The organism is Kribbella sp. NPDC051952, from assembly GCF_040680855.1.
Taxonomy (GTDB): Bacteria; Actinomycetota; Actinomycetes; order Propionibacteriales; family Kribbellaceae; genus Kribbella.
On sequence record NZ_JBFAXQ010000012.1, the window covers coordinates 21,276 to 36,461 of the forward strand.

Annotated in this window: 15 protein-coding genes; 4 read left to right on the top strand and 11 right to left on the bottom strand. The window is 67.7% G+C overall.

All coding sequences use genetic code 11. The features are described from left to right. Positions 1-4: 4 nt before the first annotated feature. The 6 genes from AB0L70_RS22175 to AB0L70_RS22200 form a co-directional block, all read right to left on the bottom strand. A complete protein-coding gene (locus AB0L70_RS22175) occupies positions 5-1,207 on the bottom strand; it encodes a molybdopterin molybdotransferase MoeA (RefSeq protein ID WP_363686953.1) in 1,203 nt (400 codons plus the stop codon). After that, positions 1,204-1,431 carry a formate dehydrogenase subunit delta gene (locus tag AB0L70_RS22180; protein WP_363686955.1) on the bottom strand — a complete coding sequence of 76 codons (228 nt, stop codon included), beginning with the start codon at positions 1,429-1,431 and terminating at the stop codon, positions 1,204-1,206. The genes AB0L70_RS22175 and AB0L70_RS22180 overlap by 4 nt, the downstream gene beginning before the upstream one ends. Then, complete coding sequence (gene fdhF, locus AB0L70_RS22185) at positions 1,428-4,250, bottom strand: formate dehydrogenase subunit alpha (RefSeq protein WP_363686957.1); 2,823 nt, start codon at positions 4,248-4,250, stop codon at positions 1,428-1,430. The genes AB0L70_RS22180 and fdhF overlap by 4 nt, the downstream gene beginning before the upstream one ends. Then, positions 4,247-5,749 (bottom strand): NADH-quinone oxidoreductase subunit NuoF, encoded by a 1,503-nt coding sequence (locus tag AB0L70_RS22190; RefSeq protein WP_363686959.1) that lies wholly within the window; start codon positions 5,747-5,749, stop codon positions 4,247-4,249. Before AB0L70_RS22190 ends, fdhF begins: the two co-directional genes overlap by 4 nt. Beyond that, positions 5,746-6,240, bottom strand: coding sequence for an NAD(P)H-dependent oxidoreductase subunit E (locus AB0L70_RS22195; protein ID WP_363686961.1), 495 nt, complete (start codon positions 6,238-6,240; stop codon positions 5,746-5,748). The genes AB0L70_RS22190 and AB0L70_RS22195 overlap by 4 nt, the downstream gene beginning before the upstream one ends. 71 nt (positions 6,241-6,311) lie before the next feature. Then, the gene (locus tag AB0L70_RS22200; RefSeq protein WP_363686963.1) at positions 6,312-6,980 is read right to left on the bottom strand and encodes a hypothetical protein; all 669 of its coding nucleotides are present in this window, start codon (positions 6,978-6,980) and stop codon (positions 6,312-6,314) included. Positions 6,981-7,090: 110 nt separating this feature from the next. Between AB0L70_RS22200 and AB0L70_RS22205 the strand changes: the two genes are divergently transcribed. After that, positions 7,091-7,612, top strand: a complete 522-nt coding sequence (locus tag AB0L70_RS22205) for a CGNR zinc finger domain-containing protein (RefSeq protein ID WP_363686965.1) — start codon at positions 7,091-7,093, stop codon at positions 7,610-7,612. Here AB0L70_RS22205 and AB0L70_RS22210 read toward each other — a convergent pair. Beyond that, entirely contained in the window at positions 7,556-8,224 is a 669-nt protein-coding gene (locus AB0L70_RS22210) for a GNAT family N-acetyltransferase (RefSeq protein ID WP_363686967.1), read from the bottom strand. The two genes, AB0L70_RS22205 and AB0L70_RS22210, sit on opposite strands and share 57 nt — an antisense overlap. A 36-nt stretch (positions 8,225-8,260) precedes the next feature. Continuing rightward, complete coding sequence (locus AB0L70_RS22215; protein WP_363686969.1) at positions 8,261-9,406, bottom strand: ROK family transcriptional regulator; 1,146 nt, start codon at positions 9,404-9,406, stop codon at positions 8,261-8,263. A 229-nt stretch (positions 9,407-9,635) separates the two neighbouring features. On the opposite strand from AB0L70_RS22215, the gene nhaA reads away from it, so the two are divergent. The 3 genes from nhaA to AB0L70_RS22230 all read left to right on the top strand — a co-directional run bounded on the left by nhaA (position 9,636) and on the right by AB0L70_RS22230 (position 12,977). Then, entirely contained in the window at positions 9,636-11,522 is a 1,887-nt protein-coding gene (gene nhaA, locus AB0L70_RS22220; RefSeq protein WP_363686972.1) for a Na+/H+ antiporter NhaA, read from the top strand. 65 nt (positions 11,523-11,587) lie between these two features. After that, positions 11,588-12,025: a rhodanese-like domain-containing protein gene (locus tag AB0L70_RS22225; RefSeq protein ID WP_363686974.1), complete on the top strand. Its 438-nt coding sequence runs from the start codon at positions 11,588-11,590 to the stop codon at positions 12,023-12,025. A gap of 103 nt (positions 12,026-12,128) precedes the next feature. Continuing rightward, positions 12,129-12,977, top strand: coding sequence for an SAM-dependent methyltransferase (locus tag AB0L70_RS22230; protein WP_363686976.1), 849 nt, complete (start codon positions 12,129-12,131; stop codon positions 12,975-12,977). On the opposite strand, the gene AB0L70_RS22235 is transcribed toward AB0L70_RS22230, so the two are convergent. From AB0L70_RS22235 to AB0L70_RS22245, 3 genes are read right to left on the bottom strand one after another with little or no spacing between them, the layout of a single operon-like run. Beyond that, positions 12,978-13,478, bottom strand: coding sequence for a tetratricopeptide repeat protein (locus AB0L70_RS22235; protein WP_363686978.1), 501 nt, complete (start codon positions 13,476-13,478; stop codon positions 12,978-12,980). 34 nt (positions 13,479-13,512) lie between these two features. Further along, entirely contained in the window at positions 13,513-13,857 is a 345-nt protein-coding gene (locus AB0L70_RS22240; RefSeq protein WP_363686980.1) for a DUF1622 domain-containing protein, read from the bottom strand. Positions 13,858-13,873: 16 nt separating this feature from the next. Further along, positions 13,874-15,160 carry an FAD-binding oxidoreductase gene (locus AB0L70_RS22245; RefSeq protein ID WP_363686982.1) on the bottom strand — a complete coding sequence of 429 codons (1,287 nt, stop codon included), beginning with the start codon at positions 15,158-15,160 and terminating at the stop codon, positions 13,874-13,876. Between the last annotated feature and the right edge of the window lie 26 nt (positions 15,161-15,186).

Below are 15,186 nucleotides of genomic sequence, written 5' to 3' on the forward strand. Positions count from 1 at the left end.
CAGATCACGTCGGCACGGTGCTGCGACTCTCGACATTTTGGCTGAGCGGGATCAGGCGGGCCGCGATCGCTTCGGCTGGGCCGGGGTCGACGACGGCGAGCGCGTCGGCGGCGGCGACACCTCGGAGCATGGCGGAACCGCTGTGGCCGACTGGTACGGCGCCTTGCGGGGTGACGCGGACGGGGACGAGTCGGGTGCTGGTGGGGTGGCAGGCGAGGCCGCCGGGGACGGGGGCTCGGGTCAGGTGAGGGAGATCGAGGCCGCGCATCCGGTTGATGGTCGCGACGCCGAGGGTGAGGAACGCGACGAGGGCGGCGAAGGGGTTGCCGGGGAGGCCGAGGATCAGGCGGCCGTCGGCCAGTTGGGCCAGGGCTTGGGGGTGGCCGGGGCGGCAGGCCACTCCGTCGACGATCAGCTCTGCGCCTAGCGCGTTGAGGGCTGGGCGGAGGTGGTCGGCTGGTCCGGCTGCGGACGAGCCGGAGACCAGGATCAGCTCGGCGTCGGTGGCTGTCAGTCCCGCGACCAACTCGTCCCGGGAGTCCCTCAGGTGTCTGATCTGTCCCACCACTCCACCTGCACGGGTGATCAGGCCGGGCAGCATCGGGCCGATTGCGTCTCGCACTCGGCCGGGGCCGGATGGTCCTCGCGGTACAAGCTCCTCACCGGTGATGAAGGCGGCGACCGTTGGTTGGGGGATGACGGTCAGGCGGTCGAGCCCGACGGCGGCCGCCAACCCTAGGACTGCTGAGTCGACCACGACACCTGCTGGCAGAAGCTGTTCGCCGGCTCTGCATTCCTCGCCGGCCCGGCGGATGTGCTTGCCTTCGTCGGCCGGTCCTTCCAGCCGATTCCCCACCAGCACCGCATCCTCGGAACGCACCACGGACGTCGCACCCGCCGGGACCGCAGCCCCCGTCACGATCCCGCAGGCTTCTCCCTCCGCGAGCGCCACGGCCGTCGTGCAACTAACCCCAATCGTCCCCACAACCCGCCAGGGTCCTTCACCTCGCACCACAAACCCATCCATGGCTGCCCGATCCACCGGCGGAACGTTCCCGGGCGAAACCAACGGTGTCGCCAACACCCCACCCTCGACCAAACCCCGAGAAACCCCTCGCCCCGGCCGAGTCGCCGCATGTGCGAGTTCCCGCGCGACATCCCACGGAAGTCCACTGTCCCAACAGAAATGAGTAGTGGGTTGGCTCACGTGCGCATGGCCTGGAGTTGTTGGGCTGCCAATGCGGCTACTGGGTCCAGGTCCTCGGCGCCCGCTGTTGCGTGGGCTATCAGGGCTTGTTTCATGCGGGGATCCCAGGTGGCTTTGAGGTGGGTGGCTATGGCGGTGGCGGCTTCGGCGGGTGGGCGGTGGGCGAACTGGGCCGCGATCTCGTTCGCCAGGCGGACGTACGGCGGGATCGTAGTGTGGCTCACCGTCCACCACCAGCGATAACCGGCTCGCGTTCGGTATCCGCCGCCACCGACGAAGGGAGGAGGTCGACCTGGACCGCGGTCACCTTGTATTCGGGGCAGTTCGTCGCCCAGTCGGAGTTGTCGGTGGTGATCACGTTCGCACCGGTGACCGGGTGGTGGAAGGTCGTGTAGCAAACCCCGACCGGCATCCGCTCCGACCACTTGGCGTGCAGCGTCGTCCGTCCCACCCGGCTCATCAGCGCGACCGTATCCCCGTCCTCGATCCCACGCACCTCCGCGTCGTGCGGATGGATCTCCAGGATGTCCTCGGGATGCCAAGCGACATTCGCCGTACGCCGGGTCTGTGCACCCACGTTGTACTGCGACAAGATTCGACCGGTGGTCAGGATCAACGGGTACTTCCGCGTCGACCGCTCCGACGTCGGCACGTACACGGTCTCCATGAACCGCCCCTTGCCCCGGGTGAACTCGTCCTCGTGCATGATCGGCGTACCGTCCGGATGCTCGAGGTTGCACGGCCACTGGATCGAGCCGGCCTCGTCCAGCCGCTTGAACGAAACCCCCATGAACGTAGGCGTTGTCAGTGCGATCTCGTCCATGATCTGCGCCGCCGACTCGTAGTGCATCGGGTAGCCCATCGCCTGGGAGAGCTCGCAGACGATCTCCCACTCCTGCTTCCCGGTCCGCGGTGCCATGATCGGCCGGACCCGGTTGATCCGCCGCTCGGCGTTCGTGAACGTCCCGTCCTTCTCCAGGAACGATGTCCCCGGCAACAAAACGTGCGCGAACTTCGCCGTCTCGTTCACGAACAGATCCTGTACGACGAGCAGGTCCAAAGCACCGAGAGCCGCAAACACATGCTGCGTATTCGGATCGGACTGCGCGATGTCCTCACCCTGCACGAACAATGCCTTGAACGAACCGTCGATCGCCGAGTCGAACATATTCGGGATCCGCAACCCCGGCTCATTCAGGATCGGCGTACCCCACAGCTGCTCATAAACAGCCCGTACGCCGTCATCCGACACATGCCGGTATCCCGGCAACTCGTGTGGGAACGAACCCATGTCACACGAGCCCTGCACGTTGTTCTGCCCACGCAACGGGTTCACCCCGACGCCACGCCGCCCGATGTTCCCCGTCGCCATCGCGAGGTTCGCCATCCCCATCACCATGGTCGAGCCCTGGCTGTGCTCGGTGACGCCGAGGCCGTAGTAGATCGCCGCATTCCCGCCGGTAGCGTACAGCCGAGCCGCGGCGCGGATGTCTTCCGCCGGTACGCCGCTGATCTCAGCTGCCGCCTCCGGGCTGTGCTCGGGCTGCGAGATGAACGCTTCCCAGGTCCCGAAGTCCTCACACCGATTGTCGACAAAAGGACGATCGATAAGGCCCTCGGTGACCACGACATGGGCGATCGCATTGATGATCGCGACGTTCGTACCGGGTGCCAGCCGCAGGTGATGAGCGGCCTCGATGTGCGGAGAGCGGACCAGGTCGATCGTCCGCGGGTCGATCACGATCAGCCGCGCGCCCTGCCGCAACCGCTTCTTCATCCGGGAGGCGAACACGGGATGCGCGTCGGTCGGGTTCGCACCGATCACCAGGATGACGTCAGCCTCGTCGACCGACTTGAAGTCCTGGGTCCCGGCCGATTCACCGAACGTCTGCTTCAGTCCGTAGCCCGTCGGTGAGTGGCAGACCCGAGCACACGTGTCCACGTTGTTGTTCCCGAAGACCGCGCGCACCATCTTTTGAACGGCGTACACCTCTTCGTTCGTGGTTCGTGACGACGTGATCGCACCGATGGACCCCTGCCCGTGCTCAGCCTGGATCTCCCGCAGCCGGCGGGCGGTGAACCCGATCGCTTCCTCCCACGACACCGTCCGCCACTCGTCCGCGATCGTGTCCCGCACCATCGGTTCGAGCACGCGGTCCGGGTGGCTGGCGTACCCGAAGGCGAACCGGCCCTTCACACACGAGTGGCCCTCGTTCGCGCCGCCGTTCTTGTACGGCACCATCCGGACCAGCTCGTCGCCGCGCAGCTCGGCCTTGAACGAGCACCCGACCCCGCAGTACGCGCACGTCGTGATCACCGACCGCGTCGGCATCCCGAGCTCGACGACCGACTTCTCCTGCAGCGTCGCCGTAGGGCAGGCCTGCACGCACGCTCCGCACGACACACAGTCGGATTCGAAGAACGACACCCCGGCACCGGCCGCGACCTTCGAGTCGAACCCACGCCCTTCGATCGTCAGCGCCAACGTTCCTTGTACTTCGTCACACGCGCGGACGCAGCGCGAGCACGCAATGCACTTCGACGCCTCGAAATCGAAGTACGGGTTCGAGCTGTCCGTCGGTGCGTCCATGTGGTTCGCACCGGCCTCGACACCTGAGCCGTAGCGCACCTCGCGTAACCCGGTGACGCCGGCCATGTCCTGCAGTTCGCAGTCGCCGTTCGCCGAGCAGGTCAGGCAGTCGAGCGGGTGATCGGAGATGTAGAGCTCCATCACCCCGCGCCGGAGCTTGCCGAGCCGCTCGTTCTGCGTGTGCACCACCATGCCGTCCCGGACCGGCGTCGTACACGAAGCCGGCGTACCGCGGACACCGTCGATCTCGACCACACACAACCGGCAGGACCCGAACGCCTCCAGGTTGTCGCTCGCACACAGCTTCGGTACGTCGACCCCGGCATGCTTCGCGGCCCGCATCACCGACGTACCCGGTGGGACCGTGACGTCCACGCCGTCGATCGTCAGCCCGATGGTGGCCTCGCCCGGGCGGGCCGGCGTACCGAAGTCAGGTTCCTTGAGGAGACTCACTCGAAGTCCTTTCCGAAGTGGCGGACGGCGCTGCGTACTGGCATCGGGGTGAGGCCGCCCATCGCGCAGAGCGAGCCGTCGGTCATGAGTTCACACAGGTCCTCGAGCAGGACCAGGTTCTGCTGCCGGTCCTCGCCGGCCACGATCCGGTCGATGGTCTCGACGCCGCGGACCGCGCCGACCCGGCACGGCGTGCACTTGCCGCACGACTCGGCCGCGCAGAACTCGAACGCGAACCGGGCCATCGAGGCCATGTCCACGGTGTCGTCGAACACGACGATGCCGCCGTGCCCGACCATCGCACCGGTGGCCGCGAACGCCTCGTAGTCCATCGGCAGGTCGAACTGCTCGACCGGCAGGTAAGCCCCCAGTGGCCCACCCACCTGAACCGCGCGGACCGGGCGGCCGGACGCCGTTCCGCCGCCGAAGTCGTTCACCAGTTCACCGAGGCTGATGCCGAAGGCGGTCTCGACGATGCCGCCGCGAGCGACGTTCCCGCCGAGCTGGAAGACGCTCGTACCGAGTGACCTACCGGTCCCGTACGCCGCGTACGACTCGGCGCCGTGGGCAAGGATCGTCGGGACCGTTGCCAAGGACAACACGTTGTTGACGACGGTCGGACAGCCGAAAAGCCCCTCCAGGGCAGGGATCGGCGGCTTCGCACGGACCATGCCGCGTTTGCCTTCGAGACTCTCCAGCATCGAGGTCTCTTCGCCGCAGATGTACGCACCCGCACCGACCCGCACGTGCAGGTCGAAGCCGAACCCTGAGCCAAGGATGTCCGGCCCCAACCAGCCACGCGCCCGAGCGACCTCGATCGCGGCCTTCAGCGTCGCGACCGCGTCCGGGTACTCCGACCGCAGATAGACGTACCCTTCCGACGCCCCGACGGCGTACGCCGCGATCGCCATCCCCTCGATCAACGTGAACGGATCGCCCTCGATCAGCATCCGGTCCGCGAACGTGCCGGAATCACCCTCGTCCGCGTTACAGCACACGAACTTCAGGTCAGCCTCGGCGCCGAGCACGGTCCGCCATTTGATCCCGGTCGGGAAGCCGGCACCACCACGTCCACGCAGTCCTGAGTCGACCACGGTCTCGACGACCTCAGCCGGGTCGAGCGCAAATGCTTGCCTCAGGCCCACAATTCCGCCGTACGCCGTGTAGTCGTCGGCGGAGAGTGGATCGACCACGCCGACCCGCGCAAACGTCAACCGCTGCTGCCGTTTCATCCATGGCAGTTCGTCAACCAGCCCGAGCTGATCGCCGCCACCTTCCAGCATTCCGGCGGCAACTAATCCGTCCACGTCCTCCGGAGCAACAGGTCCATAGCCAACGCGGCCGCGCGGTGTCTCCACCTCAACGAGCGGTTCCAGCCACAGCATCCCGCGCGACCCGGTCCGCACGACCTCGACATCGCCAAGTGCGGCGATCCGCTCCGCGACCTCATCCGCTCCAACCGACCGGGCCGCGGAATCCCTCGGAACGTAGACCTTCATCGCACCTCCCCGAGGAGTGCGTCCAGCCGCGCGGGTGTGACTCGTCCGTGTAGCTTCTCGCCAACCTGGACCGTCGGCCCGAGGGCGCAGTTCCCGAAGCAGTAGATCTCCTCGAGCGTGACCCGCCCGTCGTACGTCGTCTCACCGAACCCGCACCCCGCCTGGCGTTTCAGGTGCTCACCCAGCTCAACCGCGCCCACCGACCGGCAAGCCTCCGCCTGGCAGATCGCCACAGTCGTCCGTCCGGCCGACGTACGACGGAAGTCCTTGTAGAAGGTGACCACGCCATGCACCTCGGCCACAGACAGGTTGAGCACATCCGCGATCACGGCCACATCGTCCTGAGCGACGTACGCGAGTTCCTCCTGCACCGCATGCAGGATCGGGATCAGCGCTCCGCGCAAGCCCCGCAACTCGATCGCGATCTCACGCACTCGCTGGGCACGCCCGGGAACCGGGACGGGGGCGGCGGCCACGACCTCACTCGTCATGTATACAACATTCCGTCGCCACGACCCCAGGGTCAAAGCAATGCTGCCTATCAACCGATAGGCAGCAGCTATCAACGCATCGCTGTGCGGATCAGATTGTCGACGACCTCGGCGTACGACAGACCGGCGGCGGCCCACATCCGCGGGAACTGCGAGCCGGGGGTGAGACCGGGGAAGGTGTTGATCTCGTTGACGACTGGGTGACCGTCCGCCGGGAGGACGAAGTCCACCCGCGCCAAGCCCCGGCAGCCGAGGACCTGGAATACCTCGATCGCCATACAGCGAAGCCGCTGAGCCGGCTCACCGTGGCTCTCGAGTGCCGTATTCACCCGCCCATCCGGGCACTCCAGCAGGGCCACACCGATCTCCCGGCCGGCCAGCTCCTCCGGCTTGACCGGAATACCGTGCGCTGACAGGACCGCCTTGGTCAGGTGCCTGTCCTGCCCGACCGCGCTGGCCGCGACCCCACTGCCGACGTACGGGATCTTCAGTTGGGTCAGGAATCCCTGCAGCGCCCCGCCCTCCCCGTGCAAGGCGGGGATCGTGACGTCACAGGCCTGCAGGATCTCGATCGCCTCGTGCTGCCCGTCGACCCAGTTGCCCTCAGCATCGATCACCATCGGGATCGCCGTCTGACCGAGCAATTCGATCGCCTTCACGATGCCCTTGCCACTGGCAAGCGAGACCCGATGCTCGGGACTCGCACCGCCCATCACCACCGCGACCTTCACAGTCGTCATTGTGGTTTCTGGCCACCATCGGGTTCATCGGTTCGCGGGCGGATGTTGACCTGCCTCGGCGTACGACCCTGGTAGCACGCGGTGGCATGCCCTGGTCTGATACTGGGTGCGTGGAGGCTACGGATCACCTGAAGGCGTCGCTGGTCGCGGCGATCGCGCTCGCGAACACCTTCGGCTCCGCCACGCGTCAAGGCCGGCCGGCGGTTCCGCCCGATTCCGCCGCCGTCGAGGCCGTGCTGCGCCTGACCACCAACCGCGTCGGCGCCGTCGACGTGACCGAGTACGCCGACGGCGGCAAGACGCTGTACGCCGCTCTGACCTCCCTGCCGGATGTGGACCGGGCCGTGGAGCTGGTGAACGGCTTGCTCCGGGACACCAAAGCCGCACCACAGCTGACCCGGCACGAGGGCGAGCCGTGGCACCTGCATTTCGGGAGCAACTGGCTCGCCGAGTTCGCCACCGCCGCGGCGATGCTGCTCGGCAGCGACGACGTCAATCGACTGCGCGGGTGCGAGGCGACCCGCTGCGACGACCTGTTCCTCGATTCCACCCGGAACCGGACGCAGCGGTTCTGCTCAACGGCCTGTCAGAACCGCACCAAGGTCGCCGCCCACCGCGCGCGAGGGGCCTGACCCGGTCACCATGATCGCCTCGGCCATCCAGCCGAGCCGCCGGTAGAGCTGAAATCCGTCCGTGGTGGCCATCAGCAATCCCGTCCGCGCACCGCGTTCGAGAGCCCGCCCGCTGAGCGCTCCCATCACCACGCTTCCCAGCCCGCGCCGCCGATGCGCCGGATAGGTCTGGATGTCATGCATCACCGCATCCGAGCCGACCATCGCCACCATCCCGCGCGCCGCAACCGACCCGTCGGCCGCCAGGATCCGCACGTACTCCAACGGTTCGTCGGACGAGAGTTCAACCCGATAAGACGAGGTCGCCGGCCGAGGATGCGCACGCAGCTCGATCGACATCAGCGTCTTCTGCTCCTCGAACGGCCGTACGCCGCCGGCCGCGAGCCGACGCGCGATCTCGTCCCCGTCCTGCGTAGTCACCGTCAGCCAGGTATCCCCGGTCACCTGCCCCGCGAGCCGCGCCACGGTCCGCGGATCGTCATCCAGCGCGAACAACTCCCGCTCCCGCCCAGGTAACCCCAGTACGGCGGCCAGCGCATCGTCGTACTCGATCAGCGGGTCCAGCCCACGGCAGAGCCGCCACCCTTCAACCCATCGCCTCACCAAGTCCATGGCGATGAGTGTAACTGTTTATCTAAGGATAGTCAGTTACTCGACTCCGAGAACAAAGGTCTGGATCGCGACCACGGCCGCTCCGCGGGCCCACTCGGTGAAGTCGGCGGGCTGGAGCACCATCGGGAGCTCCGCAGACGATGGATGGCGGTCGGCGTGCAGTGCGGCGAGCATCTCGTCGTGGGCGACCTCGGCCAGCCGGACACCCTCGCCGCCGAGGACGACGAGCTCGGGCATGGTGAAGTTCGCCGCCGCCGCGATCAGCTTGCCCAGGGCGCGACCGGCCCGGGCGATCACCACACTGGCCGCGGGATCACCCTTGGCGGCGAGGTCGAGGGCCTCGTCGTAGCCGACCTCCCGGCCGACCGCTGTACTGACGTGGTCGCTGATCGCGCTGACGGTGAGCAGGCTGAGCGAGCAACCGCGGTGACCGCGGTCGCAGCGTGGACCGTCCGGCAATAAGGGGTAGTGGCCGATCGTGCCGATACTCGTGTCCGGGCTGTCGACGGTCAGGTTGTGGACGACCAGCCCGTACCCGACCCCCGCGCCGATCGTCAGCAGGATGAAGCGGTCGGCGTTGCGGCCGGCGCCGAACCAATGTGTCGCCTCGGTGAGTGCGGTGACGTCGTTCGCGAGCACGAACGGGGTGCTGGTGTGTGCCGCCACGAGCTCGCCGAGCGGTACGTCGAACCAGTTCAGATAAGGCCCCCAGCGAACCTCGGTGTCGTTCGCGACCCGGCCGCCGACGGTCACTCCGATGCCTGTGATCGGGACCCCGCCCGGGACCTGGATCGCGAGCTCGTCGGTGACCTCGAGGATGAGCTCGGCGACCGCGGACGGCGTCGGATCGGTCAGCGGACGCTCGACACTGGCGATCACCTCGGCCCGCAGGTTCGTCAGTACGCCGATCGCCGTGTCGCCGGTGAGTTTGATGCCGACGAAATGATGCGCGCCCGAATCCAGATCAAGCGGTTGCGACGGCCGGCCGACCCGCGCGTCCGTCGGCCCGCCGGTCACCTCGACCAGCAGCCCGGATTCGACCATCGGCTTGGTCAATCGGGTCAGGCTGCCCGGGGACAGACCGACCCGGCGGGAGAGCTCGGCGCGCGACAAGGGCCCGTCGAGCAGGATCTCCAGTGCGACCTGCCGCGACGGACCCGCAAGAGGCCGCCACTCACCCATCCGGTCAGCGTAGTTGAGGACGCCGGGACGTGACCCGGTCCGCCGTTCTGGCCGCACAAATCCCGGCGTCAAGCCCAACCCCACGACCTGCGGATGACCACACCCCGCACATCGGTGAACAACCTGTCTGCGCGCTACCCAATTCTTTACGCATTATGCCCCCGTTCTCACGGAATGTAGCGCCGACAACGGTGTCAGATTCTGCTCCGCACCGGATTAAGGTGTGGGTATGACGGACCTGCCCGCTCTGCTGAGTGGCCGGACGAATTGGCGGCGGGAGTTCGCGGCACCGGTGCGGGCCTTCTTGCGCACCGAGGCGGGCAGTTCGGGCGTCCTGGCCGCGGCCATTGTGGTCGCGTTGCTGTGGGCCAACCTCGCACCCGGGATGTACGACGAGTTCTGGCGGACCGAGTTGTCGATCGGGCTCGGTCACGACGTCCTCAGCCTGGATCTGCGCGAGTGGATCAACAGCGGCCTGATGACCCTGTTCTTCCTGGTCGTCGGCCTGGAGGCGCGGCGCGAGTTCGACCTCGGTGATCTGCGCGACCGCGGCCGGTTCGTGCTCCCCATGGTGGCCGGCATCACCGGCATGGCCCTGCCCGTCCTGATCTACCTCGCCTTCAACGCCGGCGGCGAAGGCGCGCACGGCTGGGGTGTCGCGATGTCCACGGACACTGCGCTCGCGCTCGGCCTGCTCGCGCTGGTGGGCCGCGGCGTACCGGATCGGGTCCGGGTCTTTCTGCTCACGGTGTTCGTGGTCGACGACCTGCTCGCGCTCGTCGTCATCGCCGTCGTCTACAGCGAGCACATCAAGCTGATGCCGCTGATGCTGGCGATCGCCGCTCTCGGCGTCGTGCTCGTCCTCGCCTTCTTCCGTGTCCGCAAGGCCTGGATGTACGTCGTCCTCGGCGTCGGGATGTGGGCAGCGCTGCTGACCAGTGGCGTGGACCCGGTGGTCGCCGGACTCGCGATCGGGCTGACGGCTTCGGCGTACTCGCCGGGGCGGGAGGAGCTGGAGGAGGCGACCGGGTTGTTCCGGCTGTTCCGCGAGCAGCCGACGCCCGAGCTGGCCCGGTCGGCGACGGTCGGGCTGACCGCGACGATCTCGCCGAACGAGCGGCTGCAGTACCTCTACCACCCGTGGACCAGCTACCTGATCGTCCCGTTGTTCGGCCTGGCCAACGCCGGCGTCACGATCGACGCGGACTTCCTCGGCCGCGCGTACACGGCGCCGATCACGCTCGGCATCATCATCGGCTACGTGGTCGGCAAGCCGGTCGCGGTGACGACGGTGTCCTGGCTGCTGGACCGGTTCACCCGCGGCCGGTTCGGGCCGACCGTCGGCTGGGCCGCGGTCCTCGGCAGTGGCACCATCGCCGGGATCGGGTTCACCGTTTCCTTGCTGATAGCAACGATCGCGTTCGAGGGTCCGCAGTTGGCCGAGGCCAAGGTGGGGCTGCTGTCGGCGGTGGTGATCGCGTCGGCGCTGACGTGGCTGGTGTTCCGGGCGGCCTTCCTGCTCTCGCCGCCGAAGAAGGCGCTCGCGCTGCTCGGCGAAGCGGAGCAGTTGGTGGACCTGACCGACCCCGTCGACCCCGAGCGCGACCACATCCGCGGCCCGGAGAACGCGTCGGTGACCCTGGTCGAGTACGGCGACTTCGAGTGCCCGTACTGCGGGCTCGCCGAGCCGGTCGTCCGTGATCTGCTGACCGACGACGACCTGCGTTACGTATGGCGGCACCTACCGCTCAGCGACGTCCATCCCCGCGCGCAGATCGCCGCCGAGGTGGCCGAAGCGGCCGCCGTCCAAGGGGCGTTCTGGGAGATGCACGACCTGCTGCTCGCGAACCAGGACAGTCTGCAGCCGACGGACCTGATGCGGTACTCCGACCAGCTCGGCCTGGACACCGCCAAACTCCACGACGACGTGAAGCGGCACGTGGCCGCGGCCCGGGTCGCCCAGGACGTCGAGTCCGCGGACACCAGTGGCGTCTCCGGTACGCCGACCTTCTTCGTCAACGGGCAGCGCCACTACGGCGCGTACGACGTCGAGACGCTGAAGGCCGCGATCAAGGTCGCCCGGGCGCGCGCCAAGATCGTCTCCCGGCGTGGCTGAATCTTGTTGCACTAGGACATTTCTGCCACTGTTGTCACCCGGGTCCCAAGCCTGAATCTAGGCGCATGACCGAACAGAACCTTGAGGCCGCCGTCGCGCACTTCGCCCGGCGGCTCGCGTACGAGACGGACGTGTCGGATGTGGCTGCCAACATCGGTGCCGGCGTGACCGGCTGGGTGCTGATCGACAGCCGGAGTCAGGAGAGCTGGGACCAGGGCCACGTACCGGGCGCGATCCACCTGCCGACCCGGGAGATCGCGGCGCGTGCGGATTCCGTCGTACCGGCGGGTGTTCCGGTGGTGACGTATTGCTGGGGTCCTGGCTGCAATGGTGCGACAAAGGCGGCACTGGAGTTCGCCAAACTGGGTTATCCGGTGCAGGAAATGCTCGGCGGCTTCGAATACTGGGCGCGGGAAGGATTGCCGGTGGAAACGACCGACGGGATCGACCGTCGATTGCCCGATCCGCTGACCGCGCCACGCGGGGTCGCGTGTGCCTGCTGAAACACCTGTTTTTACAAAGGATTGAACTCCTCGTGGTGTTTCGATAACTGTCTGTGCGATAACCTCGTAGCGGCATCCGAACCGCCGACGGCGAGGAGACAGCGTGACGAACCAGCCGACCAGTGACGGCGGGTTCATCGCGCACGGGATCGACACCACTCGCCCGAGCGTGGCCCGGGTGTACGACTACGCACTCGGCGGCAAGGACAACTACGAAACCGACCGCGAGCTGTACCGGCAGATCATGAAGATCGCGCCGGAGACACCGGAGTGGGCCAAGGCGAATCGCGCCTGGCTCGGCCGGGTGATCGGCTGGCTGGCCGCGGAGGCCGGGGTGACCCGGTTCCTGGACGCCGGCTCAGGCCTGCCGACCGCGCAGAACACCCATCAGATCGCGCAGTCCCGCAACCAGCTCGCGTCCGTGGTCTACATCGATAACGACCCATCGGTGATCGCCCACGGGCGCGCGCTCCTGCTGGACAACGACCGGACCCACTTCGCCGCCGCGGATCTGACCCGGCCCGACGAGGTGCTCGCTGATCCCGCGGTGGCCGAGATGCTCGCGGCCGGCGAGCCGGTCGCGCTGGTGATGGCGCTGATGCTGCACCACCTCGCGGACCTCGAGGAGACCCGCGCGATCGTCAAGCAGTACGTCGAGGCGCTGCCGTCGGGGTCGTATGTGGCGATCAGCCACGCCTGCAACCCGCGCGACGGCGGTGAGCTGAATCAACTGGTGACGGAGCTGGTGGACAAGGTCCAGTCCTCGTTCCCCACGCTGGCCTTCCGGACCGTCGAGGAGATCAGCTCGTTCTTCGACGGCCTGGAGCTCCTCGACCCCGGCGTGGTCCGGCTGGTCGAGTGGCAGGCGCCGGGCACGGAGTCGCCGAAGGATGCCGGGACGATCCCCGGCGCCCGCGACGTCCTGTACGGCGGGCTCGCCAAGAAGGCCTGATCAGAGCCCGGCGAGGTACTCAGCGTTACCGCGGATCGCGGCCTCGTAGCGTTTGATCTCGGCATTGTCGACGCGATCCGCGATGACGAGCAGCAACGTGGCGAGGGCTTTGTCCTTGTGCCCGGCCGCGTGCAGGCTCAGCGACTTGAACACCCGCAGCGAGTCCGACTCCGGGAACTCCGCGCACGCCTTCTTGAACACGTCCAGCGAGTCGTCGAACCGGTCGAGGTTGCGCAGCGTGCTGCCGTACTGCAGGAGGCACTTCCGCCGCGTCTCCCCGGTCAGGTGCGGTAGAGCACGCTCGTAGTACGCGACCGCCTTCTCCTCCTGGCCGTCGGTGTCGTACGAACCGCCGACCTCGTAGAGCACGTACGGGTTGTCCGGGTGCTCGGTGAGCAGCTTCTCGAAGAAGTCGATCGTCGGTTGCATGTTCGCCCGGTCCCGCCGTGCGAACGCTTCCTCGATCGTCGCCGCCAGTTCTGGGGTCAGTTCGGTCGTCACAACCCCATCATGCCGCGCCGCTGTCCCGGAACCTTCAGTCGGCCGGGCGTTGCTGCCAGGGCCAGGACCCGGAGATCTCGACCTCGAGGGCGAAGCTGAGCACGGTCCGGATCACCACGATCAGGCCGAGGACGAGCACGCTCTGCACCGAGGTCTCGACGATGATCGTCCGGATGATGTCCCCGACGATCAGGATCTCCAGGCCGAGCAGGATCACCCGGCCGAGGTTCACCCGTAGCCGCCGGTAGTTCTCGGTGCCCTTGCGGAGGGCGTCGTGCAGGTAGCGGAGCAGGACGACGGCGAGCCCGATGGCCATGATGATCACGCCGGCGCCCTCGATCACCCGAGCGACGTTCGCGAACAGTGCGTCCCAGTCCACCGTCCACAAGTACCAGTCAGGCCGCGGACTCCGTCGTTGCCTCGCCGGGGCGGATGTTCTGGTTGAGGTGGAAGACATTGGCCGGGTCGTACGCCGTCTTCAGCGCGGTCAGCCGGGCCAGCTTGGCCGGCGGGAAGGCGCGGCTGATCGCGTCGCCGTTGAGCGTGTTGAGGTAGGCGCCACCGGCGTACTGCTCCAGGGTCGCGGCGTACGCACGGAGTTCGGCGATCCTGGTCTCGTCCTCGGCCGGGTCGTCCCAGCGGGTCGCGGTGACGAACTCGAACTGCGTGTCCCGGTGGCTGAAGGCCGCGTCGTCATCGGCTACGTCGGCGATCGCACCGCCGTACGCCTGCAGGCTGGCCGCTACCCCCGGCGTCTTCAGCAGCGCGCGGATCGCGTTGTCCGGCAGCGACTTGAAGTAGTGCCCCTTCCAGTACCGGCGGAACCGGTGCCCCTGCAGGCTGTCGTCCCGCGTCTGCAGCTCCAGGTATGTCGTCTCCTCGATCTTCTCGTCGGCGACCGGACCCAGCGCCCGGAACGCCGGCAGCAAGTCGTGTCCGCCCTCGCCGACCCACACGTACCCGACCGTGACCGAGTCCGCGTTGATGTTCGCGGTGAACGTCGCCTCCCGCGGCGCGGTTGCGTTCAGCTCCCGCCATCCGCGCAGGACCTGGAAACCCACCGACGTCGGATAGGTGAACTCGACGCTCAGCGCCCGCGTCCCCACCTGATGCAGCCGAAACTCGAACCCCGTGACGATCCCGAAGTTCCCGCCACCGCCCCGCAGCCCCCAGAACAGCTCGGGGTTCTTGTCGGCACTCGCCCGTACGACGTCACCGGCCGCCGTGACCACCTCGTACGACGCCACGTTGTCGCAGGCGAGCCCGAACCGCCGGGCCAGCCAGCCCATCCCGCCGCCGAGCGTGAGCCCGCCGACGCCGGTGTGGGAGACGTTGCCCGCGGTCGTCGCGAGGCCGTACTCCTGCGCCGCCTTGTCCAGCTCACCCAGCAAAGCCCCACCCCGAACCCACGCCAGCTGCCGCTCCGGATCGACCCGGACCGCGTTCATCGGCGTCAGGTCGATCATCATCCCGCCCTCCGGGACGGCCTGACCCGCGATGTTGTGGCCGCCGCAACGGACTGCGATCTCCAGACCGGAGGACCGGGCGAAGGCGACGGCTGCCACCACGTCCGAGGTGCTCTCACAGCGGGCGATCACCGCCGGCCGGCGGTCGATCATGGCGTTCCACACGGTCCGGGCTTCGTCGTACCCCGCGTCGCCGGGGTGCAGCATCTTGGTCATGGGTACAACCCTGACAGCGCTGCGGT

Coding starts and splice junctions, on each gene's coding strand:
- AB0L70_RS22215 (WP_363686969.1), bottom strand. CDS start 9,406: ATGGGTGAGTGGCGGCCTCTTGCGGGTCCGTCGCGGCAGGTCGCACTG.
- AB0L70_RS22190 (WP_363686959.1), bottom strand. CDS start 5,749: ATGAAGGTCTACGTTCCGAGGGATTCCGCGGCCCGGTCGGTTGGAGCG.
- AB0L70_RS22200 (WP_363686963.1), bottom strand. CDS start 6,980: ATGACGACTGTGAAGGTCGCGGTGGTGATGGGCGGTGCGAGTCCCGAG.
- AB0L70_RS22210 (WP_363686967.1), bottom strand. CDS start 8,224: ATGGACTTGGTGAGGCGATGGGTTGAAGGGTGGCGGCTCTGCCGTGGG.
- AB0L70_RS22225 (WP_363686974.1), top strand. CDS start 11,588: ATGACCGAACAGAACCTTGAGGCCGCCGTCGCGCACTTCGCCCGGCGG.
- nhaA (WP_363686972.1), top strand. CDS start 9,636: ATGACGGACCTGCCCGCTCTGCTGAGTGGCCGGACGAATTGGCGGCGG.
- AB0L70_RS22195 (WP_363686961.1), bottom strand. CDS start 6,240: ATGACGAGTGAGGTCGTGGCCGCCGCCCCCGTCCCGGTTCCCGGGCGT.
- AB0L70_RS22245 (WP_363686982.1), bottom strand. CDS start 15,160: ATGACCAAGATGCTGCACCCCGGCGACGCGGGGTACGACGAAGCCCGG.